We start from the raw sequence: 24,441 nt of genomic DNA, 5'->3' as shown, positions 1-24,441 counted from the left end.
TTTGCCTCAAAGCACTTTGGAGAGAAACGCTGATTGTCTTGCGTCATTGGCCGGTCTGAAAAATTCCTTCGGCGGTAAATCAACCACTACCTGTCCATCATTCATCATGATGACCCGGTCCGACACCTCGCGTGCAAATCCCATTTCGTGGGTAACGACAATCATGCTCATGCCGCTTTCGGCCAGTTCTTTCATCACCACGAGCACTTCCGATACCATTTCCGGGTCAAGGGCAGAGGTAGGTTCGTCGAACAGCATCAGGGCCGGCTCCATGGCCAACGCCCGTGCTATGGCGACCCGTTGCTGTTGTCCGCCCGACAGTTGGCCGGGGTATTTGTCTATCTGATCGGCCAGGCCGACGCGAGCCAGGAGCTGCTCCGCCCGTGAATTCGCTTCTTTCCTGCCCAGTCCCAGGGCGCTTACCGGCGCCAGGGTGACGTTGGTTCTCACGCTCAGATGCGGGAATAAATTGAAGTTTTGGAAAACCATACCCACATCTTTGCGTATGGCCCGAGCCGAAGCGGCATTGTGTTCCAGCCGAATGCCGTCTATGAAAATCTCGCCGGCATCGATGGGTTCAAGGGCATTTAACGTCCGCAGGAAGGTGGATTTGCCGCTGCCTGAGGGACCGACAACGCAGGTGACGGTTCCTCTTTTGAATTCCAGGGAGATGTCATTCAGGGCGCAAAAATTACCGTAGTATTTTTTTACTGCCTGGCATATGACAATATGCGAGGAAGGAATATCCGCATTCATACGCATCTTAAGTCCTCGCCATATGATATTTGCTGCGATTTTCGCAATAACGGCCATACAGGCTCAGCGGCACTATCATGAGCAAATAATAGACGGCGGCCAGGGTATAGATTTCGAGGTAACGATAATTTTCACCGCTGATGACGGATGCTTCATAAGATAAGTCAGCGATACCGATGGTTGAGAGTAAACTGGATATTTTGACGAGATCGCTGGTGAAATTGACAAACGCGGGGAAAACGACTTTCACCGCTTGAGGAATAATAACCGTTTTCCATTTCTCCACCCTGGGTATGGATAGCGCCGCGCAGGCTTCAAATTGCCCTTTCGGTATAGCCAAGATGCCCGTTCTGAATATTTCGGCAAGAAAAGCACCACTGCAGAGCGTTAATGCCAGGATGCCGGAGGAGAAGGCGGATAATTTCACATCAAAAATAAACGGGACGCAGGTGTATATCCAAAATATGGGAATCAATTCAGGAATGGTCCGGAAGGTTTCAATAATGATAACCGAAACCCGATAGAGAGGGCCGCTGCCTTGCATCTTTCCCCAGCATAAAACCGCGCCAAGCACCATACCGAGCGCCAGCGACAGGCAGCAGCTTAAAAAGGTTGTCACGGCACCCTGCGCAAGGATTTTCCAAGCGTTTTCAATAACAAAAAAGTGGAAATTCATGTGGGGTCCCGTAAAGATGATTGCGACAGTCTTTTCTCAAGCCTGGAACTCAGGTACGAAAATCCATAGCCGATAATAAAAAAGAGCAGGCCGGAAAAAGTGATGATCTCAATGGGCCTAAAGGTGAAGCTGGCAATATTATTACTGACTGTCACTAATTCGCTGATGGCCAGAACGGAAAGTATGGTGGAGCCTTTAAAAAAGCTGAGAACGGTATTGCACAGCGCCGGCAGCATCAATTTAAGCGCTTGAGGCAAAATGACCCGCAGCCATGTGGTCCTTGTTGAAAGATTCAGTACCTTCGCCGCTTCCCATTGTCCCTCGGGGATGCTTTCAATGCCCGAGCGGGTGATTTCCGTTAGATAGGCGCTTGACTGGAGCGTCATGGCTATAATGCCGGAAACCAGAGCCGGGGTGGGAATACCGGTGATTTGCGGCAGGGCGAAATGGATCCAGAAGATTTGCACCAGCAGCGGCGTTGAACGCCAGATCTCCACATGGACGGCGATGAGGATTTTGATTATCCGGAAGGGAAGCTGGCTGAGGATAGCCAGGACGATGCCGCTCAGCAGGCCGGTTATAACCGAGACCAGCGTAACAAGCACCGTCATGGAAAGTCCCTTGAGCAATAACCGCCAATATTGATAAATCACGGAAAAATCGAGGGTGCGTACAAAACTCCATTTCACGTTATATAAAATAAACGCGAATAAAAGAATAACGATGACGGTACCGACGATTTTTTGCGTATCAATTTTTTTACGTTTAGCGATTATGGCTGACTCGGTCATACAGCGTCCTCATACCGATATGAAGAGTAGGGAGTGCCGGTTGACTCGGCACTCGTGATTATTTACTGGACATAGTCGGTGCCAAACCATTTTTTCCACAGCTCGGCCGTACGTCCGGAATTGAGCTGTCCCCGCAGCCACACATTGATTACCTGCTGCAGATGATATTCATTCAGGTCGATTGCCCAGACAATGCCTACGCGATCCAGCGGTTTTTCACCCAGCGGCCGCATGCCGAACTGTGGGTTCTGCTGGAGCATGCGTGATGTGGAGGTGTAGGAAACCCACCAGGCGTCGGCCCGGCCGTTGGCCACTTCCGCCGCGTCTACCGAACTGTTGTCGGAAGCGACAAACCGTATTTCGGCGTTTTTGAAGAACCGTTTGGCGAAATCACCTGATGCGGATCCGGTTTTGGAAATCAGCACCTTACCTTTCTTGTCCAAATCGGCGTAGGTTTTATAGGGAGAATCATTTTTGACAAAGGCGCCGCTGGTTTCATACGAAAGGGGATCGGTGAAAAGAACGACTTCAGCCCGTTTCATGGTGTCGAATAACGCGGCTCCGCCAATGTCGCACTCGTGATTTTTCACGCTGGCTATGATGGTTTTAAACGTTGAATCGACATCCACCAGTTTGACTTCCATGGCGCTGGCGAGATCAACGGCCATATCGTGGTCAAATCCTTCCCATTTACCGGTGGCGGGGTCTTTATAGGAATAGGGATTGTCTTCAGCCCAGCAAACGCGCAGCTCGCCCTTTGACAAAATAGTGTCTACCGCGCTATCCGCCGCAGCGGCGTATTGCGCGAATCCCAATACAAATAAGATTGCCGCGCCTATTTTTCTGCACTCTTTCCGAGTGAAAATCGACAGTAAATGCATGGAGTTACCCTTATCATATGGATAATTGTGCTTATCAGCCGTTTGGGCCGCTTTATTTTTTCATAGCTATCATCATGTTATTTTGGTATCCAAGTGGTATACCAGTTGGATCAAAGATTACCCATGATACTTTTCCTCTTGGTTAACCTGGTATGATCGATTGGTATCAAAATGGTATATTTTTTGAAAGCAATATAAATGCCAAATTTTCCTAACCAGCACAAGAAAACGGCAGCGCAGGCGTATAAAAATTGTACCGATGCCTTGAGGTCCTGCGCGATAAAGAAACAATTTTCACGAAATCCTTAGCGCAATAATTTTAAAATTTATTATAATTCAGCGAGATATTCTACCGATCCTCTCGCCTGTTTTTGTAATGATGATAGAGTCCGGCCAATAGCTGCCCTTTTTTTTCACCGCGAGAGTATTTCAACGAATCCCTTTTTATAAGGTAAATATTTTTCCCCTCCGGGTTTTATTCACTTTTCAGCAGCGAATGCGTTCGCCTGTTTCAAGTGATTCAGCAGCTAAACGCACCAAGTCAGTGCTATTGATTTATTTTTGTGCAAAAGAATTCGCCGGCCTGATCACACATCCGCCAATGCTTGGCCATGGTTTCCAATAAACGTTGACATCCTGCTAAGAGTTAATAGATTAATATACCTATGGTATTCCGTCTGATATGGCCAGTCTCCCTCTCCCTCTTTTAATTTCATGAAAGATATAATAAATGACAAATAAAACAGCATTATTGGATGGCGGTAATGGCGGTCTTGGCAATCAGGCTTATGAAGCGCTGCTGGATTTGATCATTGCCAGGGAGCTAAAGCAGGGCGAGCAGATACAAGAGCGGGCGCTAGCTATCCGTCTCGGTATTTCCAGGACCCCGCTACGTGAAGCGATGCACAGGCTTGAAGGAGAGAAAATCCTCGAGCGTAAGTCCAATAATCGGCTTTTTGTCCGCATGGTGACCCTTGAGGAAATTCTTGAGATCCTCCACGTCAGACGACTGCTGGAAACCGAGGCGGCGGCCCGCTCAGCCGGCAAAATCCCCCTGAATAAGCTGGCGCTGCTGAAGGTCAGGCTGGAAAAGCTCAGGCAGGCCGGCGATCCTTCCAGCTATGAGCACCAGATTGTGGATGCGGAATTGCACGGGCTGATTGTCCATTATTGCGAAAACAAGCTCTTGGCGGAGATGATAGATGAATTACGGCGCAAAACCCGGATGTTTTCACTCAAACGGGTGGATAAGCGCATGATGCCCGTCCTGAATGAACATATGGCTATCATTGCCGCCCTTGAAAAGGGGGACGCGGAGCAGGCCGCCCTGGAGGTCTCGCATCATATTGACAATATCAGGATTTCGATAATCGAAAAATACACCAGCCTCTGATGTAAAAAGTGAGGCAAATATCCGCATCAGCTGAGGCTATATCCCGCAGTTTTTTTACCCCGAAACGTTTATTTTATTAAAAATTAAATAATATCATATGCTTAATATCATGGCATGATGGTTGCTCTCTATAGCCCGGAAGCAATGTAGCTATAAAGAGGACCACCCATGAAAAATAACGCAGTCGTCATCAATGGCAAGGACAACGTTGCCGTTGCCCTGATAGCCCTCCACGCCGGAGAGAACGCCACGGTTGCCATCGACAATCGTTTTATCGATGTGTCTTTGCGCCAGGATGTGCCGTTCGGGCACAAATTCGCCATCGCCGATATCGCTTTGCACGGCGAAGTTTATAAATACGGTGAATCCATAGGCCGCAGCACCGCGCCCATTCAACGGGGCGAGTATGTCCACGTGCACAATGTGGAAAGTGAACGCGGCCGCGGCGACTGGCAATAACAGGAGATAAGCATGAGCATGACATTTAAAGGTTATCGCCGTCCCGACGGATCCGTCGGCATCCGTAACCATGTATTGATTTTACCCACCAGCGCCTGTTCCAATAAAGTGGCGCGCGATATCAGCCTGCAGGTTAAAGGCGCCGTGTGGATAAATAATAATTTCGGCTGCTGTCAAATAGCCAGCGATGCCAAACTCACGGTAAAAACCCTGATCAACGTCGCCGCCAACGGTAATGTCGGTGCGGTGGTGGTGGTGGGGCTGGGCTGCGAAGGGGCTGAGCCCACCTATGTTACCGATGAAATCCGCAAAACCGGCAAACCGGTCTGCTGCGTGACCATCCAGGGCGAAGGCGGCACGCTTAATTGCCAGGCTAAAGGTATTTCCCTGGCCCGGGCCTATGCCCAGGAGCTGTCGATGCAGCAGGGGGAGGCGATTTCCCTTGCCGAACTGACGCTGGGTATGGAATGCGGCGGTTCGGATACTACTTCAGGGCTGATTTCCAATCCTTCGTTGGGGGTTGCCTGCGATCGGCTGATTGCGGAAGGCGGCACCGCCATGCTGTCGGAAACCACCGAATTTATCGGCGCGGAGCAGGTTTTTGCCAAACGTGCCGTCAACCCGCGGGTGGCGAAAGAATTCATCGATATGGTGCTGGACTGCGAGCAGCGGGCCAAGGCATTAGGTGAGGATATTCGCGGCGGCCAGCCGACGCCGGGCAATATCAAAGGCGGCTTGACCACCATTGAAGAAAAATCCCTCGGCTGCATCCATAAAGCGGGCCATTCGCCGCTGCAGGGAGTGTTGAAATACGCAGACCGTCCGCAGGGCCATGGGCTGTGGGTGATGGACACCCCAGGGCAGGATATTGAATCACTCTCCGGCAAGGTCGCGGGGGGCGCCAATTTGATCGTTTTCACCACCGGGCGCGGCAGTCCTACCGGCACGCCCATTGCGCCGGTGATTAAAATCACCGCCAACGAAGCCACCTACGCCAAAATGAGCGATAACATCGACCTTGATGTTTCAGCGGCCATGCGCGGAGAAGCCACCATTGAGGAGATGGGACAACGGGTATTTGATGAAATACTGAAGGTTGCCAACGGAAAAAGCACCAAAGCGGAAGAACTCGGCCATGATGAGTTCTCGATTTATAAAATTGCGCCTTCCTTCTGAATATATTCAGGCCCCAAGGAACGGTAACGTCCCTTCAGACTGCTGACAGACGTATTCGGAGTCAATAAGACGGGACAGGCTGCCAGAAGAGTAAACCGTCCGCGCCAGGGATGGCGCGGATCGAGCCTAAAAGGACGTATTCACGGCGAGTTTACGATCTGGCAGCCTGCCCCGGCCATGCGCTATGTCAACAAGCTCCTTTATAAGAGGCTGAAATGAAAATCAAACGAGCAATGGAAAAATTTCCGGGCGGCATGATGGTCATACCGCTGATTATCGGCGCCCTATTTAAAACATTTTTCCCCCGAGCCCTGGAAATAGGCAGCTTTACCACCGCGTTATCCCACGGTTCGATGGCGATCCTGGCGGTATTCTTTATTTGTATGGGAGCGGAAATCCGCTTTAACGCCGCGCCACAGGCTTTGAAAAAAGGGGCGGCCATTACCTTGTCAAAACTGGTGGTGGGTATCGTCATTGGTCTGGCGGTAGTGAAATTTTGCGGAGAGGGCGGATTGTTCGGGCTGTCCGGCCTGGCCATTATTTCCGCCATGACCAATGCCAATATGGGCCTGTATGCGGCGCTTACCAAAGAATACGGTAATGAAACCGATCGCGGCGCCATTGCGGTACTGTCAGTGCTGGAAGGCCCGTTTCTCACCATGGTGGCGATGGGCACCGCCGGCTTGGTGTCGATTCCGCTGCTGGATTTTATCGCGGTAATCATTCCTATCATTATCGGCGTGATATTGGGTAATCTGGATGAGGAGATGCGCGCCTTTTTGAAAAGCGGCGGCGGTATGTTGATCCCCTTCTTCTCTTTTGGCCTGGGCACCAATATCGATTTTATGACGCTGCTGCAAGCCGGGCTGTCGGGCGTATTGCTTGGCGTGATGACGGTGGTCATCGGCGGCGTCTTTAATATCCTGGTTTCGCGCCTGGCGGGGGGCAGCGGCATTGCCGGCGCGGCGGTGTCAACCACCGCGGGCAACGCGGTAGCCACACCGGCGGCCATTGCCGGCGTCGATCACAGCATGGCGGGATTGGTGGCGGTGGCGACGCCGCAGGTGGCGGCATCCACTATCGTTTCCTCGCTGTTGACGCCGTTGCTGAGCGCCTGGGTCGCTAAAAAAGAAGCCCTACGCTTGGAAAAAAAACATCAAATGATTCCCAAAAAAGCAAGGACCTAAATGTAAATAACGGGACCGGCTAACAGTAAATATTTCTTATCTCTTTATCATCGTGCGGAAGTTGTTTATGGGACATTGTGTAATGAAGAAGCTTCCGCATTTTTGTATTATTTCACCCACCGCCGATCTCACCGAAAATATTGCCGGCATTAAAGCCAATTATGCCGGTAAAGCCAACATTACCATTGTGGAATCCAGCTTGACCGGGATTAAAGAGACCCTGAAGCATTTACCGCTGGAAGATTACGATATTTTTATCAGCCGCGGCGGCATGGTGAGATTGCTGGAACAATGCATAAAGCAGCCCATTATCGAAATAAAAACCTCCGCTTACGATATCATTGACGCCTTGGCTCCTTATCGTAACCAAACCTGCATCGGCATCGTCGGTTACGTCAGCGTCATCAACGGCAGCCGTAAAATCGCCGCGATGCTGAATATTCCGCTGAAAATTTTTACCGTGCCGGATATGTCGCTGCCCACCATCGAACGTATTCGCCGGCAGGTGCATCAGCAAATGGCCAGCGGCGAGGTGGAGCGGCTTATCGGTGATGCCATTAGCACTGATTATTTCGACCTTCCCGCCGAGCGTTGCACGCTGTTGAGTACCGGCGTGGAGTCCATTGAACGGGCGCTGGAAGAGGCCATTACGGTCTATCGGGGGCTGGCGCGCCAGCGTGTGGAAAACCGCCAGCTGCAAACCTTGATTGATGCGGTGAGCAAGGCCATTATCACCGTCAACGGGCGGGGAGAAATCCTGCACAGCAACAGCCAGGCGATGTCCATGCTTGGGTTGACGCAGCGTACCGGGAATAACTTGCAACGCTACCTGGCGTTTGGGTCTTTATCCCGCTTTAACGAACACTATGATGTGAACGAAAGCCTGATTATCGATAGCAGCGCCTATGGATCCCTCCTGGCCAAGGTAACGCCCATTGTTGAAAACGGCGAGACCGACCGGCTGATTATCACCTTGCAAAAAGCCGCCACCGTACGCGGCGAGGAGCAGGCCATACGCCTTAAGGAAGCGGAAAAACGCAATTTCCAGGCCCGTTATGGTTTCAACGATTTTATCACCGGCCACCCTGAAATGGCCCGCCGGCTGCAGCTGGCGGCAACCTATGCCAAGACCGATGCCACAATTTTGCTGATTGGCGAGAACGGCACCGGTAAGGAGATCATTGCCCAAAGCATTCATAATGCCAGCGAGCGCCGGGATAAAATGTTCGTGCCGGTAAATTGCGGGGCCATCCCGCCGGATATTCTGGAAAGCGAGCTGTTCGGCTATGTGGAGGGGGCATTTTCCGGCGCGTCGCGCAAGGGCAAAACCGGACTGTTTGAACTGGCCCATGGCGGTACGCTGTTCCTGGATGAAATCACCGAGCTGGACAAAAGCCTGCAATCAAAACTGCTGCGGGTGTTGCAAGAACGCCAACTGATACGCCTGGGCTCGGATCGTATTATTCCCATCGATGTGCGCATTATCGCCGCCACCAACCGTAACATCCAGACATTTGTCGAGGAAGGCGGTTTTCGCGAAGACCTCTATTACCGCATCAACGTATTGAAGATTACCGCCATGCCGCTGCGCGAACGGCCGGAAGATATCCGCGCCATCGGTGAATACTGGCTGAGCCGTTATCGCCGGCGCTATGATTTGCCGCCGCTGCGTCTGGCGGACAATCTGTGGCGATTCCTGACTCGTTACTCTTGGCCTGGCAATGCACGGCAGCTGGGCAATATTATGGAGCGTCTGGCGCTCTCAGCCGTCGGCGACACGCTGGATCTCGAGCAGGCCGCGCTCTACATCGAGGATCTCGCCGGCGGGCAACAGCAATTGGGGAAAAAAGCCTGTACCCAATGCGATTTGCTGGAGGGTAATTACGCACAGATCCGCCGGGCTATACTGGAGCGGGTCATTGCCAGGCAAGGTTATAATAAAAGCCGTACCGCACGGATGCTGGATGTGGATCGTACCTCAATCAACCGCTGGCTAATGAAACCTTAGGGTTGCCGGCGGTAAAACTGCCGGGCATCCTGGTGCCCCAGCCTGCCTTTCACGCATGAAAACAGTTATTTCATCATTTAATCAAACCATTACAAAAATACGGCCGCTAAAAAATCCATCAGCTAAAATAGTGATTAAGATGAAACATTTTCAACTTATGGTTGAATACTCGACATCATTTAGCAAAAGCGGTATGGTCGGGCATCTGGATGTCTAAACGTATAAACGTATGCTTTGAGGTTCTAAGGTTATGCCGATTCGGGTTCTTGATGAGTTGCCGGCAGTAAATTTTCTGCGCAATGAAAATGTCTTTGTGATGACGACTTCCCGCGCCAGCACACAGGAAATTCGTCCGTTGAAGGTTCTGATACTCAATCTGATGCCGAAAAAAATAGAGACGGAAAACCAATTCCTGCGTTTGTTATCCAATTCGCCGCTCCAGATCGATATTCAACTGCTGCGCATCGACAGCCATGAGTCGAAAAATACGCCGGCGCAGCATCTCAATACCTTTTACTGCGACTTTGAGGATATCCAGGATCAGAACTACGACGGTCTGGTGGTTACCGGGGCGCCGCTGGGGCTGGTGGATTTCAGCGATGTGGTTTACTGGCCGCAGATCGCCCGGATCCTGCAATGGTCAAAGGATCATGTCACGTCAACCCTGTTTGTCTGTTGGGCGGTACAAGCCGCGCTGAATATTTTGTACGATATTCCCAAAATGACCCGCCAGGTAAAACTGGCCGGCGTTTACCAGCACAATACCCTTAAGCCCCACGCGTTGCTGACCCGTGGTTTTGATGAGACCTTTCTGGCGCCCCATTCCCGCTATGCGGATTTTCCCACCGACGTCATCCGCCGGTATACCGATCTGGAGATCCTGGCGGAGTCCGAGCAAACGGGGGCGTATCTGTTCGCCAGTAAAGACAAGCGGCTGGCCTTTGTCACCGGACATCCTGAATATGACGCACTGACCCTGGCCGGCGAATATCATCGGGATCTGGCCGCCGGCCTGGATCCCTTGCTGCCGGTTAATTATTTCCCGGATGACAATCCCGACCTGACGCCGAAAGCGAGCTGGCGGAGCCACGGGCACCTGCTGTTTGCCAATTGGCTCAATTATTACGTTTATCAGATCACGCCGTTCGATTTACGCAATATGAACCCCACCATCGATTGATGTCCCACAAACATACAAGGGGCGCGGTGAGGGCCAAGGACGGCCTGCAGAGAAACCATCCCGGCCAGGCTCGGCCGGGAATCGCAGGGTAAGGATTTTTGCGCTTAGACGACGATGCAGCTAGCGCCCTGTTCGGCGCCGGAGAGCTGGCTGCGCAGGGCACCGAACAGTTCCCGCCCGCTGCCCATATGGCCGGCGCTTAAATCGGGCAACGCGACGGTACGTTGAGCCAGTTCGCTTTCTTCCACCAGCAGGGACAACTCGCCGGTAACGCCATTAACCCGCACCATATCGCCGGTGCGGGCCTTCGCCAGCAACCCGCCGTTAAAGGCTTCCGGCGTGACGTGGATTGCCGAGGGCACTTTGCCCGAGGCGCCCGAAAGACGTCCATCGGTCACCAGCGCTATTTTGTAACCGCGATCCAGCAGGACGCCCAGGGGCGGCATCAGCTTGTGCAGCTCCGGCATCCCGTTGGCGCGGGGGCCCTGATAACGCACCACGATGACACAGTCTTTATTCAACTGCCCGGCATCAAAGGCCGGACCGACGTCATGCTGGCTTTCGAATACCACCGCCGGCGCTTCAATAACCTGGTTGGCGATGGGTACGGCGGAGGTCTTCATTACCGCACGCCCCAGGTTGCCGTCCAACACCTTGGTGCCGCCGTGATGCTCGAACGGGCTTTCCAGCGTGGAAATCACTTTCGGATCCAGGGAGGTCTCGGGACTTTCGCGCCAGGCCAGAGTGCCCTGATCCAGCCAAGGTTCAAGGGTATAGCGGCTTAAGCCGAATCCGGCGACGGTATTGACGTCTTCATTGAGCAATCCGCCTTTCAGCAGTTCGCGAATCACCAATTGGACGCCGCCGGCATCGTGGAACTGATTGATGTCCGCCGGGCCGTTCGGATATATCCGCGCCAGCAAAGGCACCGAATCGGAGAGTTCGGAAAAATCGTCCCAGTTGATGATGATGCCGGCGGCGCGGGCCATGGCCACCAGATGCATGGTGTGATTGGTGGAACCGCCGGTGGTGAGCAATGCCACAATGCCGTTCACGATGACCTTTTCATCCACCAACCGGCCGACGGGCAGGTAATTGCCGCTGTTTTCCGTCAGACGGGTAACCTGGACGGCTGCGGCATCTGTGAGGGCGTCACGCAGCGGGGTGTTTGGCTGGATAAAGGAGGAACCCGGCAGATGCAGCCCCATCATTTCCATGACCATCTGGTTAGAGTTGGCGGTACCGTAGAACGTACAGGTGCCGGCGCTGTGATAAGACTCGGCTTCTGCTTCCAGCATGGCGGCCCGGTCAAGCTTCCCTTCCGCATAGAGCTGCCGGACCCGGACTTTTTCCTTATTCGGTAAACCGCTGGCCATGGGGCCGGCCGGTACAAACACCGCCGGCAGATGGCCGAAAGATAACGCCGCCATCACCAGGCCCGGGACTATCTTGTCGCAGATACCGAGATAAAGCGCCCCGTCGAACATATTGTGGGATAAGCCGATGGCCGCCGACATGGCGATGATTTCGCGGCTCATGAGCGAGAGTTCCATCCCGTCCTGGCCCTGGGTAACGCCGTCGCACATGGCCGGAACCCCGGCCGCCACCTGGCCTACCGCGCCGGCGCTATGCAAAGCGGCTTTCAACCGTTCCGGATAATGTTCATAGGGTTGATGGGCGGACAGCATGTCGTTATAGGCGGTGATAATGGCGATGTCATTATGGGTCAGGCTTTTCAGCGCGGCTTTATCGTCGGGCTGGCAGGCGGCAAAACCATGGGCCAGATTGCCGCAGGCCAACTGGGCGCGGTGGACCGTTTTGGTGCGCGCATCGTCGATGCGCGCCAGGTAAGCGGCGCGGGTGGCAGTTGAACGGTCGATGATACGTTGCGTTACACGGGCTACGGTAGGATTCATACATGCCTCACTTAAGATTGAACGGTTCAGGGCCGCCCTCGCGGGCAGCGCTGAACAACAGAATTTGTGGTCCGACGGCACATCAGGATGCTTTACGCTTTTATTATTAAAATCGGTCGTTGGCGGAACCGTCTGATGGCGCTGTTATCGGTCGGCCCCCAGTAAGGCCGGGTCTTTTGTCGCTTTTAACCGAGGTGCAAATTGGCATACCTCGATGTTGAATCGTTTCAGCTACGCAGAACTTAAAAAGCCGGATGCCAAAAGTCGGGCTCATCCGGCCTGTGTGAATGTAAATCCTTTACATCCTTTGAAGAAACCGCGATTCCGGCAACGTCGGTCGCCGGCTTCAGCCGGCGTTTTACTGATTAAACTGCCGGATATAATTCAAGGCATCGTCAATCACTTTTTCCACCGGCTGGGCGATATTGACGACGAATACATCGGGTTCGTCCGCACCGGGTTCTTCCAGAGTATCGAATTGGGTCACCAGCATCTCGGATTTGAAAAAGTGGCCTTTACGGGCCTTCATGCGTTCTTCAATTACCTCGAAGCTGCCCTTGAGATAGATGAAGGAGAGATTGTCATTGCCCTGCCGCAGGCGATCGCGATACCGCTTTTTCAGCGACGAACAGACGATGATGGAGACCGCGTTGGTGCGCTGCATGGCGAAAGCGGCATCGTTAATCGCCGCCAGCCAGGGCGCGCGATCATCATCGTTTAACGCATGGCCCGCCGCCATTTTTTCAATGTTGGCGCGGGGATGGAGGAAATCGCCATCCAGAAACGCGGCCGAAAGCTCGCGGGCCAGGGCGCTGGCTACAACGGATTTGCCGCTGCCTGAAACGCCCATTAAAACGAAGATATGGTTGGATGTAGTTGTCATCGTAGGGCTCCGAGGCCTGCTAAAGTTCATTGATGTTACCGGTAACATTATGCGTGTTTTTTTATCGGTTTCTAGCGGCATCAACGACTTTTATTTTCTTCTGTGATCGACATCAAATTATAAGGGCATTATGAAACATAACTTTTACATTAAGTGGCGTTTTTTTAAACTGTCAGCCGATAACTGAAAAAGTCTCATGAGCCGCCATCTTCGCTCCCGCTTAACTTATGTTAGGATGTTCTGCCTGTTTTGGCTCAATTTTAGACGCTCTACCCTGGATAATTCGGGTTGCAGGAAAGCGACGCACCTGCAGCTTGAAGTATAACGGGTATATTTTTCTGCGGTGGATGGGTAATAGTGAATAATCGAACTGACGGACTTCGCCGGCAATTGGCCCAGCGCATCATGGTGCTGGACGGCGCCATGGGCACCATGATCCAGAGCTACCGGTTGGAGGAAGCGGACTACCGGGGCGAGCGCTTTGCCCAGTGGCCAAGCGATTTGAAGGGCAATAACGATTTGCTGGTGCTCAGCAAGCCCGAGGTGATTTCCGCGATTCACTACGCCTACCTTGAAGCGGGCGCCGACATTCTGGAAACCAATACCTTCAACTCCACCGCCATCGCCATGGCCGATTACCAGATGGAGTCGCTGGTTGGCGAGCTTAATTTCGAAGCCGCCCGGCTGGCACGACAGTGCGCCGATGAATGGACGGCGCGCACTCCGGATAAACCGCGTTATGTTGCCGGCGTCCTGGGCCCCACCAACCGCACCGCCTCGATTTCCCCGGATGTAAACGATCCGGCGTTCCGCAACGTGACCTTTGATCAGTTAGTAAGTGCTTACAGAGAGTCGGTGCACGCATTGGTTGAGGGGGGCGCGGATTTGATTATGGTGGAAACCATTTTCGATACCCTCAACGCCAAGGCGGCTATATTCGCCATTGAAACCGAATTTGAAGCCATGGGCGTAGAGTTGCCGGTGATGATTTCCGGAACCATCACCGATGCCTCGGGACGGACGCTTTCCGGCCAGACCACGGAAGCCTTTTACAACTCCCTGCGGCACGTTAAACCGCTGTCGTTCGGTTTGAACTGCGCCCTTGGCCCGGATGAGCTGCGGCAGTATGTCGCCGAGCTGTCCAGGATTGCCGAGTGTTACATTAGCGCCCATCCCAATGCCGGATTGCCCAATGCCTTCGGCGAGTACGATCTCGGCCCCGATGTTATGGCCAGGCAAATCAAGGAGTGGGCCGGCGCCGGTTTTTTGAATATCGTCGGCGGCTGCTGCGGCACCACGCCGGAGCATATCGCCGCCATCGTCCGGGCCATTGAGGGCATACCGCCGCGCCAGCTGCCGGATCGGCCGGTGGCCTGCCGCCTGGCGGGGCTGGAACCCCTTAATATCGACAAAGACACCCTGTTTGTGAACGTGGGCGAACGGACTAATGTCACCGGCTCTGCGCGCTTCAAACGCCTGATAAAAGAAGAAAAGTATAATGAAGCCCTGGCGGTGGCCCTTCAGCAGGTGGAAAGCGGCGCCCAGGTTATCGATATCAACATGGATGAGGGCATGCTGGATTCCGAAGCCGCCATGGTGCGTTTTCTGAGCCTGATCGCCGGAGAGCCTGACATCTCCCGCGTACCCATCATGATCGACTCCTCCAAATGGGATGTTATCGAGCAAGGCCTTAAATGCATCCAGGGCAAAGGCATCGTCAACTCCATCTCCATGAAGGAAGGCGAGGAGGTCTTTATCCACCATGCCCGCCTGGTGCGCCGTTACGGCGCCGCGGTGGTGGTGATGGCCTTTGACGAGGACGGACAGGCGGATACCCGCGCGCGCAAAATAGCCATTTGCCGCCGGGCTTACCGTATCCTGACCGAGACGGTGGGCTTTCCGCCGGAAGATATCATTTTTGATCCGAATATCTTTGCCATCGCCACCGGCATTGAGGAGCATAACAATTATGCGATGGATTTTATCGGCGCCTGTGCCGATATCAAGGCCGAACTGCCCCATGCGCTGATTTCCGGCGGTGTCTCCAACGTGTCTTTCTCGTTTCGCGGCAATGAACCGGTGCGGGAAGCCATTCATGCGGTATTCCTTTATCACGCCATCCGCAACGGTATGGATATGGGTATCGTCAATGCCGGGCAATTGGCCATTTATGACGATTTGTCGGCTGAGCTGCGCGAGGCGGTGGAGGATGTGGTGCTTAATCGCCGCGCCGACGGCACGGAGCGGTTGCTGGAACTGGCGGAGAAGTACCGCGGCGGCAAGACCGACGAAGTCAGTAAGCAGCAGCAGGCGGAATGGCGCGGATGGCCGGTGATAAAACGCCTGGAGTATGCCTTGATAAAAGGCATTACCGAGTTTATCGAGCCCGATACCGAAGAAGCGCGGCAGCAGGCGGCACAGCCCATCGAGGTCATTGAAGGGCCGCTGATGTCCGGCATGAACGTGGTGGGAGATCTGTTTGGCGCCGGCAAGATGTTTTTGCCGCAGGTAGTGAAATCGGCGCGGGTCATGAAGCAGGCGGTGGCTTACCTGGAGCCTTTTATCCAGGCCGGTAAGCAGCAAAAGAAAGCGGCGGGAAAAGTCCTGCTGGCGACGGTAAAGGGTGATGTCCACGATATCGGTAAAAATATCGTCGGCGTGGTGTTGCAATGCAATAACTATGAAATCATCGACCTGGGGGTAATGGTTCCGATGGACAAAATCCTGAAGACCGCCCGGGAGATGAACGTGGATATCATCGGTCTGTCCGGCTTGATTACCCCATCGCTGGATGAAATGGTCAACGTCGCCAAGGAGATGGAGCGGCAGGGATTCACGCTGCCGCTGCTGATTGGCGGCGCAACCACCTCCAAGGCCCATACCGCGGTGAAAATCGAGCGCAACTACAGCGGACCGACGATTTATGTCCAGAACGCGTCCCGTAGCGTGGGGGTGGTTTCCGCACTGCTGTCCGATGCGCAACGGGACGAATTTGTCCAGAAAACCCGCAGTGAATATGACACGGTGCGTATCCAGCATGGCCGTAAAAAGCCCCGTACCCCGCCGGTGACATTACAAGCCGCGCGGGACAATGACGCCGCCATGGACCGGGAGCATTACACTCCGCCGGTGGCCCATCGCCTGGGGATTCAGGCGGTGACGGCCTCCATTGAGACCTTGCGCAACTATATTGACTGGACGCCGTTTTTTATGACCTGGTCGCTGGCGGGTAAATATCCGCGCTTGCTGCAGGACGAGGTGATCGGCGAAGAGGCCCGGCGGCTGTTTGCCGATGCCAACGCCATGCTGGATAAGCTCTCCGCTGAAAAATCACTGCTCCCGCGCGGCGTGGTGGGGCTGTTTCCCGCCAACCGGGTGGGTGACGATATCGAAATCTATCGGGATGAAAGCCGCCGCGAGGTGGTTGCCGTCAGCCATCATCTGCGCCAGCAGACGGAAAAAACCGATTTCGCCAATTACTGCCTGGCAGACTTCGTGGCCCCGAAATCCAGCGGCAAGGCGGATTATCTCGGCGCGTTTGCCGTGACCGCCGGTTTGGAGGAAGACCAGCTGGCCGCGGACTATGACGCCCTGCATGACGATTACAATAAAATCATGGTAAAAGCCTTATCCGATCGGTTGGCTGAAGCGTTTGCCGAGTACCTGCACGAACGGGTGCGTAAAGTCTATTGGGGGTATGCCGCTACGGAAAACCTCAGCAACGAGGAGTTGATCCGGGAAAATTATCAGGGTATCCGCCCGGCGCCGGGCTACCCCGCCTGTCCCGATCATACGGAAAAAGAGGCTATCTGGCGCCTGCTCAACGTTGACGAAAATACCGGCATGCGGTTGACTGAATCCTATGCCATGTGGCCGGGAGCATCGGTTTCCGGCTGGTATTTCAGCCACCCCGACAGTAAATATTATGCCGTGGCGCAAATTCAGCGGGATCAGGTGGAGGATTATGCCGCCCGTAAGAGTATGCCGGTGGCGGAAGTTGAACGCTGGCTGGCGCCTAATCTCGGCTATGATGCCGATTGAGGATCAATTCCACATAGTGATGATGGTAAGCAATCCTTTTGGATTGCTTTTGTTTCTGAAATAACCTGTTTTTTTGCCTGGACAGGGAAGCTTGACATTGAATTTATTAGCAATATTGATTTTATAATAAGAATTATACCCCGCTAATTAATTATGGCTAATAATATAATTATTTTACCTATCCCCTTGCCGGCGTTAGATTGATCTAAGCAAAGCGGCATTATAATCAAAACGCTAATTATTATTTGAAATGTAATTGTTCATAACTTTATTTAAATTTTTATTTTATTGGAAGCAGTCTGAGCAATCGGCAGACATTTACTATTAACCCGCAGGACATTACGCAGTTCATGATAACGGGAAATCATTCCCGCTATCGGCAATTGCGGACCGGCGGCGTTAATGGTTTTGGACTCGTATACCCTTAATGGGTATAAATATGGCAAATTGGGGTGGTATATGGACCAACATGAAGAGAAAATTTTCCTGGCAAACTTAGTGGCGGCATTTAGAACAACACAGCGGTATATGAAGCGCAATTATATGCCCGGTAAGGGAATGGAGAAGACCGCGCCACGTTCTTGAAAGGGAAAATTCAATGACGGTAAGAGGTTAAGATGATTCAACATAACGTGTTGTTCCGGTTCAAGGCGACGCTCGGCGAAGATGAAATCCATCGCATCAGCGCAGCGTTATTGACCATGGATCGGTATATTCCGGGTATTCTCAACGCTTCATGGCATGAAAATATCAGCCGCGAACAACACGATTACGGATTCAGGCATAAAATAAGCCTTTATTTTGCCGATAATGACGCGCTGGAAATTTATCTTAACCACCGCCATCATCTTTATGTCCGGGAAAATATTATTCTGCCGTCTCTCACCGACGGGGTCTGTTCAGTACTGATTTTTGATGCGTTATTATCCGGGGTAGCCGAGACCTGACCTTCCCCGTGCCATTTGCCTCCGTTATTCCGCTTCCACGCTGATATGCAGCGTGTCATAACGCCAATATTCCAAGTCACAATCGATGATCCGCGCATACTGATCGCGATTGATACGGGTAATAAACAGCGCCGGGCTGTTATCCGCCACCTTCAGCGCCTGCGATGCCGCGAAAGGAAAGGTGGTGGGCAACATGTCGAAACGGACCTTGCCATAACGGATCCCATAGCGGTTAGCGTAGAGTTCGGTGAGGGAAGAGGTGAGATCTTCTTGCAAAATCGCCGGGAAAAAAGCGACATTGAGATAATGCTCCACATAAAGCACCGCCCGCCCATCGATGCGTCGCACCCGTCGAATACAAAATACCCGCCCCCCCGCCGGCAGGTCCAGATGGGCGCATATCGCGTCCGGCGCCACGATTTCACCGGCATCCAATACTTCGGTGTCCGGTTTTCGTCCCTGTTCCCTGGCCATGGCATGAAAATGGCTGCGCTGAAGCGGGTTATAGATAATCCGCGGCGGGCTGACAAACCAGCCGCGGCGCTCCTCGCGATAAATCATCCCTTGTGCTTCCAATTGACCCAGGGCTTCTCTTAGGGTGATGCGGGTGGTGGCGAACTGCTCGCTAAGGATACGCTCCGCCGGCAAACGGTCGTTATGGGTCAATACGCCCTGGGTGATCCAGCCGCTAATGGCCTGGCAAATGGCGGTAACGGTTTTCTGCCGGGAAAGGCTTTGCAGAAAAGGAGCGTCATTTTGAGGCATTTTAGTCACCCATCTGCATTGTCATAGTGCATGATTTTCCGCCTTTGCGGATGCGGTAGTGAAACCATAACAAAAAACAGGCTAAAAGAATTACTGACATCAAATATTCATCTTTATTAAGTAGATTGGCTTGGTTCTTGCTGGACTAGACCAGTTATCTGTTCCATTCACACACTATCATCCGGAGCATCACATATGAAACTTTTGTTCGCTTCAGTGTTAACAACCGCGATTTTGCTGGCCAGCCAGGCCGGTTACGCCGCACCCGCCGATGTGGCGGCGTTACAAAAAGCAGCACAACAAGAAGGCGAGGTTAATAGTGTCGGTATGCCGGACAGCTGGGCAAACTGGAAAGACACCTGGGCGGATTTGTCCAGTAAATACGGACTCAAGCACAGCGATACCGATATGAGTTCGGCCCAGGAAATCGCCAAGTTTCTGGCGGAAAAAAATAACGCCAGCGCCGATATCGGCGACGTGGGATCCTCTTTCGGGCCTTTGGCGGTACAAAAAGGCGTAGCGCAACCCTATAAACCCAGTACCTGGGATCAGGTGCCCGCCTGGGCAAAGGATAAGGACGGCAACTGGGCGTTGGCCTATACCGGCACCATCGCTTTTATCGTCAATAAGCAGACGGTAAAACAAATACCCCATAGCTGGGCCGATCTTCTTAACGGCAGCTACAAGGTTTCCGTAGGGGACGTCAGCACCGCGGCGCAGGCGGTTAACGGCGTCCTGGCGGCGACCTATGCCATGGGCGGCAACGAGAAGAACCTGAAACCGGGCCTGGATTTCTTTGCCAAGCTGGCCAAGGCCGGGCGGTTGGGACTGAATAATCCCACTATCGCTTCGCTGGAAAAAGGGGAAGTGGATGTGGGCATCGTCTGGGATTTCAACGGCCTTAACTATCGCGATACCATCGACAAAACCCGCTTCGAGGTGCTGATTCCTTCCGACGGCTCCATTACCTCGGGTTATACCACCATCATCAATAAATACGCCAAACACCCCAACGCCGCGAAATTTGCCCGGGAATATATCTTCTCCGACGCCGGACAAATCAACCTGGCCAGAGGCTATGCCCGTCCTATTCGTATAGAACATTTGACCCTGCCGGAGGATGTCAAAGCCAAACTGCTGCCCATCGGGCAATATAAAAACGCCCATCCCATCGCCGATCAGGCCGCTTGGGAGCAGAGCGCTAAAACCTTACCTCGGCTGTGGCAGGAAAATGTCATGATATCCATGCAGCAGTAAGTCAAGGAGTCCTGATGAAAACTGTGTTGGTGATACTGGACGGATTAAATTATCAGGTAGCCTATGACGCCATGGGTTATCTGCATGCGGAATGCGCGGCGGGGCACGGATGCCTCTATTCGCTGGAATGTGAATTGCCGTCATTATCGCGGCCATTGTACGAATGCATTCTTACCGGCATGCCGCCGGTGGAGAGCGGCGTGGTCCACAATAATGTGGTGCGGCTTTCCCGTCATCGCAGTGTTTTCCATTATGCCCGCGCCGCCGGTTTGACCACCGCGGCCGCGGCGTATCATTGGGTAAGCGAACTCTACAATCGCGCGCCGTTCGATGCGGCCCGCGATCGGCATACCCTCGACCCTGAGGCCGCCATTCAGTACGGGCATTTTTACCATGCGGATCATTATCCCGATTCCCATGTGTTTGAAGACGCCGAAAGCCTGCGGCTGCGTTATCAGCCGGATTTCCTGTTAATCCATCCGATGAACATCGACGATGCCGGCCACCGTTTCGGTTTATCCACGCCGCAATACCGTAACGCGGCGCGGACGGCGGACGGGCTGTTGTCGTTATATCTGCCGGAGTGGCTGGCCCGGGGTTATCAGGTCCTGGTGACCGCGGATCACGGTATGAACGATGACCGTAGCCATGGCGGAATTCTGCCGGAAGAGCGCCAGGTGCCGCTGTTTGTCTTCGGCGAAGCGTTCAGCCAATCGCCGGCGGCGGTGCGGCAAACTGAACTCTGCGGCACGGTATGTTCTTTGCTGGGGGTGGAGCATGATAAACCGGTCTGTGGGGGGCTACTCAAATGAAGGGTAAATGGCTGGCGGCGGCCATCATGTTGCCCTTTGTCCTGTTTTTCTGCGCCTTCCAGATTGCGCCGATGATTTGGATGGCTTTTAACAGTTTTAACAGCGAGACGGACGGATGGGGATTTGCCAATTACCAGGAGATTCTCACCTCGCCGTTTTACCGGCAGGCCATCGTTTTTTCCCTTGAGATAACCTTCTGGTCCAGCCTGTTCGGCCTGTTGATCGCACTGGTGTGCAGCTATTCGCTGCGCCAGCTGGGCGCCACCCGATTGCGCACCGCGGTGATGTCTTTTACCAATATGACCAGTAACTTTACCGGGGTGCCCCTGGCGTTCGCCTTTATCATCCTGCTGGGCACCAACGGCTGCGTCACGCTGATTCTGCGCCGTTACGGCGTGCTGGAGGACTTTAACCTTTACTCCAAACCCGGATTGATGGTGCTTTATACCTATTTTCAAATTCCGCTGGGGGTGCTGCTGCTCTATCCGGCGTTCGACGCCTTAAGCGAGGATTGGCGCGAGTCGGCGGCGTTGCTGGGGGCGGGGCAGGTGCATTACTGGCGCTACATTGGCTTACCGGTGCTGGCGCCTGCCCTGTTGGGTACCTTCGTTATTTTGCTGGCAAACGCCCTGGGGGCTTACGCCACGATTTATGCGCTGACGGGCGGTAATTTCAACGTTATCCCGATTCGCATTGCCGCCCTGGTGGCGGGGGATCTGGACCTGGATCCGAATATGGCCAGCGCCTTGGGTATGTTCCTGGTGGTGCTGATGGTCTTTATTACCTTAGTGCATCAATGGATCGTCCGGCGGAGCTACACCCATGCCCGTCCTTGATCTATTGCCGGCCGGCTGTTCAGGAGGCTCTGATGTCGCGTATTGAAAATTTCTATCACCGTGGCGTGGTCACGGTCATGCTGATTATCCTGTTATCACCGTTGGTCGCCACGTTGATTTACGCTTTTTCCAGCCAGTGGGGCTCGACGATTTTGCCCGAAGGCTTCACGTTGAAGTGGATGACCGAGCTATTGCAGGATCCCCGCTTCCTGATTGCGCTGGAGCACTCATTAATTATCTGTTTCGGCGCCCTGGCGTTATCGGTGGTGCTGGTGCTGCCCTTAATGTTTGTGATTGCTTACTATTTTCCCCAGCTTGATTCAGTCATGAATATCCTGATCCTGCTGCCGTTTGCCGTACCGCCGGTGGTGTCATCGGTGGGCTTGTTGCAGCTCTATTCCGACGGCCCGCTGGCGCTCACCGGTACGCCATGGATCCTGATCGGTTGTTATTTCACCATAGCGCTGCCCTTTATCTACCGGGCCATTACCAACAATATGCAGGCCATTCATTTGCGCGATCTGATGGATGCGGCGCAGTTGCTGGGGGCCAGCACCTGGAAAGCGGCAATTTTGGTGGTGCTGCCGAATCTGCGTAAAGGCTGTATGATCGCGTTGCTGCTGTCCTTCTCTTTTCTGATAGGTGAGTTTGTGTTCGCTAACCTGCTGGTGGGCAACCGCTTTGAAACGCTGCAGGTTTACCTGTACAACCTGCGTAACGGCAGCGGTCATTTAACCAGCGCGCTGGTCATCTCATACTTCCTGGTGGTACTGCTGCTGACCCTGGCGGCGAATACCGTTAACAAGGACAAGGATTAATCATGTCTTATCTGGCGGTTAAACAACTCAACAAACATTACGGACCGACCCAGGTCTTTGAGAATATTGATTTCAGCGCGGATGAGGGTGAGTTTGTTACGCTGCTGGGTCCCAGCGGCTGTGGAAAATCCACGCTTTTACGCTGCCTGGCGGGGCTGACCTCGGTGGACAGCGGGCAAATCGTTCTGCAGGGAGAAGACCTGGTGCCGCTGGCGCCGCAGCAGCGGGGCATCGGCATGGTATTTCAGAGTTATGCCCTGTTCCCGAATATGACCGTGGACGGCAATGTGTCCTTCGGCCTGAAAATGCAGAAATTGCAGTCCGCCGAGATCCGCCGGCGGGTGGAGGAGGTGTTGGCATTGGTGGAGTTACAGGAATTCGCCCACCGCTATCCGCACCAGCTTTCCGGCGGGCAGTGCCAGCGGGTAGCGCTGGCGCGCTCGCTGGTGACCCGGCCGCGGCTGCTGTTGCTGGACGAGCCGCTCTCGGCGTTGGATGCCCGTATTCGTAAACATTTGCGGGATCAAATCCGCCGTATTCAGCAAGAGCTGCGCTTGACCGCGATATTCGTCACCCACGATCAGGAAGAGGCCCTGACCCTGTCCGACCGGGTGGTGTTGATGAATAAAGGTAAAATCGTGCAGAACGGCAGTGCGGAGATGCTTTATACCCGGCCGGTGAATGCCTTCGCCGCCGGGTTTATCGGCAGTTACAATGTGCTGAGCCCGCAGCAGGCCGCGTTGCTGACCGGACGTTCCTGGCAGGGACAAGTGGCCGTCCGGCCCGAGTCCATTACCCTGGTTCCGGTCGGCCAGGGCATTGAGGGACGCATCCTCAGCCACAGCCTGCTGGGGAATGTGATCCGTTATCGTGTGGAAACGCAAGGCATTGAACTGCTTGTAGATGTTTTGAACCGTTCGGTGGCCGATCTCCATCCTAATGACGTGCAGATTGGTCTACAGTTAGATATAGCGACATTATGTGAGGTGGCATGAGGCTGGCGTTATTCGATCTGGATGAAACTCTCATCAATGGCGATTGCGCCAGCTTGTGGAGTCGTTATATGTGCGAATTGGGGTGGACGGAGGGCCGCGCCTTTGTCCGGCGGGAGCAGACGCTGATGCGGCAATATGCCCAGGGGACACTTTCCATGGATGAGTATATGTCCTTTACCCTGCAGCCGTTAATCGGCCGTTCAACCGGCGAAGTAAGGCACCATGTGAACCGGTTTATCGAGAGCGTGATTGTTCCGGCCATCCGTGAAGAGGCCAGCCGCTGTGTTGATGCCCACCGGGCCCGTGGGGATAGGGTTATCGTCATTTCCGCCTCCGGTGAACACCTGGTGGCGCCCATTGCGCAGCATTTCGGCATCAGTGAAACATTATCCATTAAGCTTGAAGTGCTGGACGATTCCTATACCGGTGGGACCACAGGCATATTAACCTATCGGGAAGGCAAGGTGGCTCGCTTGTCGTCGCTGCTGGGGGGAGATTTATCGGTATTGGCCGAGGCGAGTTTCTACTCCGATTCCAGTAACGATTTGCCATTACTGATTCAGGTCGGCTATCCCCATGCCGTTAATCCGGATAGCGTCCTGCTGCGGCATGCCCAAGGGGCCGGGTGGCCGATTCACCGCTGGTAATTAAGGAGTTTTGATAC

The 24,441-nt window shown here is 53.6% G+C and carries 21 protein-coding genes; 14 read left to right on the top strand and 7 right to left on the bottom strand.

Annotation, left to right across the window (positions count from 1 at the left end; translation table 11 throughout):
- Positions 1–6 precede the first annotated feature (6 nt).
- From ACL2XJ_RS06450 to ACL2XJ_RS06435, 4 genes are all read right to left on the bottom strand, one after another.
- Entirely contained in the window at positions 7–762 is a 756-nt protein-coding gene (locus ACL2XJ_RS06450) for an amino acid ABC transporter ATP-binding protein (RefSeq protein WP_413726018.1), read from the bottom strand.
- Between the two features lies 1 nt (position 763).
- Positions 764–1,432 (bottom strand): amino acid ABC transporter permease, encoded by a 669-nt coding sequence (locus ACL2XJ_RS06445; protein ID WP_203523752.1) that lies wholly within the window; start codon positions 1,430–1,432, stop codon positions 764–766.
- On the bottom strand, positions 1,429–2,223 hold the full coding sequence (locus ACL2XJ_RS06440) for an amino acid ABC transporter permease (protein ID WP_132924482.1): 795 nt from the start codon (positions 2,221–2,223) through the stop codon (positions 1,429–1,431). The genes ACL2XJ_RS06445 and ACL2XJ_RS06440 overlap by 4 nt, the downstream gene beginning before the upstream one ends.
- Positions 2,224–2,285: 62 nt before the next feature.
- Positions 2,286–3,104, bottom strand: a complete 819-nt coding sequence (locus ACL2XJ_RS06435; RefSeq protein WP_132924484.1) for a substrate-binding periplasmic protein — start codon at positions 3,102–3,104, stop codon at positions 2,286–2,288.
- A 730-nt stretch (positions 3,105–3,834) separates the two neighbouring features.
- Between ACL2XJ_RS06435 and ACL2XJ_RS06430 the strand changes: the two genes are divergently transcribed.
- The 6 genes from ACL2XJ_RS06430 to metA all read left to right on the top strand — a co-directional run bounded on the left by ACL2XJ_RS06430 (position 3,835) and on the right by metA (position 10,507).
- Entirely contained in the window at positions 3,835–4,497 is a 663-nt protein-coding gene (locus ACL2XJ_RS06430; RefSeq protein WP_203523750.1) for a GntR family transcriptional regulator, read from the top strand.
- Positions 4,498–4,665: 168 nt separating this feature from the next.
- Complete coding sequence (locus tag ACL2XJ_RS06425) at positions 4,666–4,956, top strand: UxaA family hydrolase (RefSeq protein ID WP_132924488.1); 291 nt, start codon at positions 4,666–4,668, stop codon at positions 4,954–4,956.
- Between the two features lie 12 nt (positions 4,957–4,968).
- Positions 4,969–6,132, top strand: coding sequence for a UxaA family hydrolase (locus tag ACL2XJ_RS06420; protein ID WP_203523749.1), 1,164 nt, complete (start codon positions 4,969–4,971; stop codon positions 6,130–6,132).
- Positions 6,133–6,347: 215 nt separating this feature from the next.
- Positions 6,348–7,319: a 2-keto-3-deoxygluconate permease gene (locus ACL2XJ_RS06415; RefSeq protein ID WP_413726017.1), complete on the top strand. Its 972-nt coding sequence runs from the start codon at positions 6,348–6,350 to the stop codon at positions 7,317–7,319.
- A gap of 82 nt (positions 7,320–7,401) precedes the next feature.
- Positions 7,402–9,327 carry a sigma 54-interacting transcriptional regulator gene (locus tag ACL2XJ_RS06410; protein ID WP_413726016.1) on the top strand — a complete coding sequence of 642 codons (1,926 nt, stop codon included), beginning with the start codon at positions 7,402–7,404 and terminating at the stop codon, positions 9,325–9,327.
- A 250-nt stretch (positions 9,328–9,577) separates the two neighbouring features.
- Positions 9,578–10,507, top strand: a complete 930-nt coding sequence (metA, locus tag ACL2XJ_RS06405; RefSeq protein ID WP_132924494.1) for a homoserine O-acetyltransferase MetA — start codon at positions 9,578–9,580, stop codon at positions 10,505–10,507.
- Positions 10,508–10,611: 104 nt separating this feature from the next.
- Here the strand turns inward: metA and edd are convergent, their stop codons facing one another.
- Both edd and gntK read right to left on the bottom strand, forming a co-directional pair.
- Entirely contained in the window at positions 10,612–12,423 is a 1,812-nt protein-coding gene (gene edd, locus ACL2XJ_RS06400; RefSeq protein WP_413726015.1) for a phosphogluconate dehydratase, read from the bottom strand.
- A 358-nt stretch (positions 12,424–12,781) separates the two neighbouring features.
- A complete protein-coding gene (gntK, locus tag ACL2XJ_RS06395) occupies positions 12,782–13,306 on the bottom strand; it encodes a gluconokinase (RefSeq protein ID WP_413726014.1) in 525 nt (174 codons plus the stop codon).
- Between the two features lie 357 nt (positions 13,307–13,663).
- Between gntK and metH the strand changes: the two genes are divergently transcribed.
- Both metH and ACL2XJ_RS06385 read left to right on the top strand, forming a co-directional pair.
- Entirely contained in the window at positions 13,664–17,347 is a 3,684-nt protein-coding gene (metH, locus tag ACL2XJ_RS06390; RefSeq protein WP_413726013.1) for a methionine synthase, read from the top strand.
- Positions 17,348–17,964: 617 nt separating this feature from the next.
- Positions 17,965–18,294 carry a Dabb family protein gene (locus ACL2XJ_RS06385; RefSeq protein WP_413726012.1) on the top strand — a complete coding sequence of 110 codons (330 nt, stop codon included), beginning with the start codon at positions 17,965–17,967 and terminating at the stop codon, positions 18,292–18,294.
- Positions 18,295–18,318: 24 nt separating this feature from the next.
- Here the strand turns inward: ACL2XJ_RS06385 and ACL2XJ_RS06380 are convergent, their stop codons facing one another.
- Positions 18,319–19,059 carry a UTRA domain-containing protein gene (locus ACL2XJ_RS06380; RefSeq protein ID WP_413726011.1) on the bottom strand — a complete coding sequence of 247 codons (741 nt, stop codon included), beginning with the start codon at positions 19,057–19,059 and terminating at the stop codon, positions 18,319–18,321.
- Between the two features lie 195 nt (positions 19,060–19,254).
- Here ACL2XJ_RS06380 and ACL2XJ_RS06375 point away from each other — a divergent pair, with 195 nt between their 5' ends.
- Genes ACL2XJ_RS06375 through ACL2XJ_RS06350 form a run of 6 tightly spaced genes read left to right on the top strand, consistent with a single transcriptional unit; the run spans position 19,255 to position 24,424 of the window.
- Complete coding sequence (locus ACL2XJ_RS06375) at positions 19,255–20,316, top strand: ABC transporter substrate-binding protein (RefSeq protein WP_132924505.1); 1,062 nt, start codon at positions 19,255–19,257, stop codon at positions 20,314–20,316.
- A gap of 14 nt (positions 20,317–20,330) precedes the next feature.
- The gene (locus ACL2XJ_RS06370) at positions 20,331–21,128 is read left to right on the top strand and encodes an alkaline phosphatase family protein (RefSeq protein WP_413726010.1); all 798 of its coding nucleotides are present in this window, start codon (positions 20,331–20,333) and stop codon (positions 21,126–21,128) included.
- Positions 21,125–21,964, top strand: a complete 840-nt coding sequence (locus tag ACL2XJ_RS06365) for an ABC transporter permease (RefSeq protein ID WP_132924509.1) — start codon at positions 21,125–21,127, stop codon at positions 21,962–21,964. The genes ACL2XJ_RS06370 and ACL2XJ_RS06365 overlap by 4 nt, the downstream gene beginning before the upstream one ends.
- A 32-nt stretch (positions 21,965–21,996) precedes the next feature.
- Entirely contained in the window at positions 21,997–22,782 is a 786-nt protein-coding gene (locus ACL2XJ_RS06360; RefSeq protein WP_413726009.1) for an ABC transporter permease, read from the top strand.
- Between the two features lie 2 nt (positions 22,783–22,784).
- Positions 22,785–23,777, top strand: coding sequence for an ABC transporter ATP-binding protein (locus ACL2XJ_RS06355; protein ID WP_203523741.1), 993 nt, complete (start codon positions 22,785–22,787; stop codon positions 23,775–23,777).
- Positions 23,774–24,424, top strand: a complete 651-nt coding sequence (locus ACL2XJ_RS06350) for an HAD family hydrolase (RefSeq protein ID WP_413726008.1) — start codon at positions 23,774–23,776, stop codon at positions 24,422–24,424. Before ACL2XJ_RS06355 ends, ACL2XJ_RS06350 begins: the two co-directional genes overlap by 4 nt.
- Positions 24,425–24,441: the final 17 nt, after the last annotated feature.

The organism is Sodalis sp. RH16 (assembly GCF_047324245.1).
GTDB lineage: Bacteria > Pseudomonadota > Gammaproteobacteria > Enterobacterales > Enterobacteriaceae > Acerihabitans > Acerihabitans ligni.
The sequence above is the reverse complement of the archived record's forward strand: the minus strand, read 5'-3'. Positions and strand labels throughout refer to the sequence as shown.

What these genes read in the sequence shown, in the direction of transcription:
- ACL2XJ_RS06450 (WP_413726018.1), bottom strand. Translation starts at nt 762, where the DNA reads ATGCGTATGAATGCGGATATTCCTTCCTCGCATATTGTCATATGCCAG.
- ACL2XJ_RS06445 (WP_203523752.1), bottom strand. Translation starts at nt 1,432, where the DNA reads ATGAATTTCCACTTTTTTGTTATTGAAAACGCTTGGAAAATCCTTGCG.
- ACL2XJ_RS06440 (WP_132924482.1), bottom strand. Translation starts at nt 2,223, where the DNA reads ATGACCGAGTCAGCCATAATCGCTAAACGTAAAAAAATTGATACGCAA.
- ACL2XJ_RS06435 (WP_132924484.1), bottom strand. Translation starts at nt 3,104, where the DNA reads ATGCATTTACTGTCGATTTTCACTCGGAAAGAGTGCAGAAAAATAGGC.
- ACL2XJ_RS06430 (WP_203523750.1), top strand. Translation starts at nt 3,835, where the DNA reads ATGACAAATAAAACAGCATTATTGGATGGCGGTAATGGCGGTCTTGGC.
- ACL2XJ_RS06425 (WP_132924488.1), top strand. Translation starts at nt 4,666, where the DNA reads ATGAAAAATAACGCAGTCGTCATCAATGGCAAGGACAACGTTGCCGTT.
- ACL2XJ_RS06420 (WP_203523749.1), top strand. Translation starts at nt 4,969, where the DNA reads ATGAGCATGACATTTAAAGGTTATCGCCGTCCCGACGGATCCGTCGGC.
- ACL2XJ_RS06415 (WP_413726017.1), top strand. Translation starts at nt 6,348, where the DNA reads ATGAAAATCAAACGAGCAATGGAAAAATTTCCGGGCGGCATGATGGTC.
- ACL2XJ_RS06410 (WP_413726016.1), top strand. Translation starts at nt 7,402, where the DNA reads ATGAAGAAGCTTCCGCATTTTTGTATTATTTCACCCACCGCCGATCTC.
- metA (WP_132924494.1), top strand. Translation starts at nt 9,578, where the DNA reads ATGCCGATTCGGGTTCTTGATGAGTTGCCGGCAGTAAATTTTCTGCGC.
- edd (WP_413726015.1), bottom strand. Translation starts at nt 12,423, where the DNA reads ATGAATCCTACCGTAGCCCGTGTAACGCAACGTATCATCGACCGTTCA.
- gntK (WP_413726014.1), bottom strand. Translation starts at nt 13,306, where the DNA reads ATGACAACTACATCCAACCATATCTTCGTTTTAATGGGCGTTTCAGGC.
- ACL2XJ_RS06385 (WP_413726012.1), top strand. Translation starts at nt 17,965, where the DNA reads ATGATTCAACATAACGTGTTGTTCCGGTTCAAGGCGACGCTCGGCGAA.
- ACL2XJ_RS06380 (WP_413726011.1), bottom strand. Translation starts at nt 19,059, where the DNA reads ATGCCTCAAAATGACGCTCCTTTTCTGCAAAGCCTTTCCCGGCAGAAA.
- ACL2XJ_RS06375 (WP_132924505.1), top strand. Translation starts at nt 19,255, where the DNA reads ATGAAACTTTTGTTCGCTTCAGTGTTAACAACCGCGATTTTGCTGGCC.
- ACL2XJ_RS06370 (WP_413726010.1), top strand. Translation starts at nt 20,331, where the DNA reads ATGAAAACTGTGTTGGTGATACTGGACGGATTAAATTATCAGGTAGCC.
- ACL2XJ_RS06365 (WP_132924509.1), top strand. Translation starts at nt 21,125, where the DNA reads ATGAAGGGTAAATGGCTGGCGGCGGCCATCATGTTGCCCTTTGTCCTG.
- ACL2XJ_RS06360 (WP_413726009.1), top strand. Translation starts at nt 21,997, where the DNA reads ATGTCGCGTATTGAAAATTTCTATCACCGTGGCGTGGTCACGGTCATG.
- ACL2XJ_RS06355 (WP_203523741.1), top strand. Translation starts at nt 22,785, where the DNA reads ATGTCTTATCTGGCGGTTAAACAACTCAACAAACATTACGGACCGACC.
- ACL2XJ_RS06350 (WP_413726008.1), top strand. Translation starts at nt 23,774, where the DNA reads ATGAGGCTGGCGTTATTCGATCTGGATGAAACTCTCATCAATGGCGAT.